The following is a 446-nucleotide window of genomic DNA, read 5'->3' on the forward strand; positions in this document are numbered from 1 at the left end:
TGGCCGCGATCTCGCCCGGCCGCGCCGCGAAATCGACGTGCGTGACGATACGCTTGCCGCCGATCGCCACCGAAACATCGCGCGCTTCGATCATGCCAGCCTCACAGGTCGATCACGCCGCGCTTGCGCAGCAGGATCCACAGGAAGAACGGCGCGCCGGCGACCGCCGTAACGATGCCGATCGGCAGTTCGGCGGGCGCGACGATGGTGCGGGCAACCGCGTCGGCCAGCAGCAAGAGCGAGCCGCCGAGCAAGGCCGACGCCGGCAGCAGATAGCGGTTGTCCGGGCCGATCAGCAGGCGCAGCAGATGCGGCACGACGATGCCGACGAAGCCGATGCCGCCGCTGACGGCGACGGAGGCACCAACCGCCGCCGAGACACCAACGATCGCCGTGTATTTCAACCGCTGCACCGGAATGCCCAAATGGCCCGCCGTCGCTTCACC

The 446-nt window shown here is 68.8% G+C and carries 1 protein-coding gene and 1 pseudogene; both read right to left on the bottom strand.

From position 1 onward, the window contains the following. Positions 1-94: pseudogene (locus EN780_RS37795) on the bottom strand (iron ABC transporter); the annotation flags it as partial. Positions 95-101: 7 nt separating this feature from the next. Beyond that, positions 102-446: iron chelate uptake ABC transporter family permease subunit (locus tag EN780_RS37800; RefSeq protein ID WP_145971058.1), on the bottom strand; the 345-nt coding region annotated here is incomplete at its 5' end.

The organism is Mesorhizobium sp. M4B.F.Ca.ET.089.01.1.1, assembly GCF_004022605.1.
Taxonomy (GTDB): Bacteria; Pseudomonadota; Alphaproteobacteria; order Rhizobiales; family Rhizobiaceae; genus Mesorhizobium; species Mesorhizobium abyssinicae.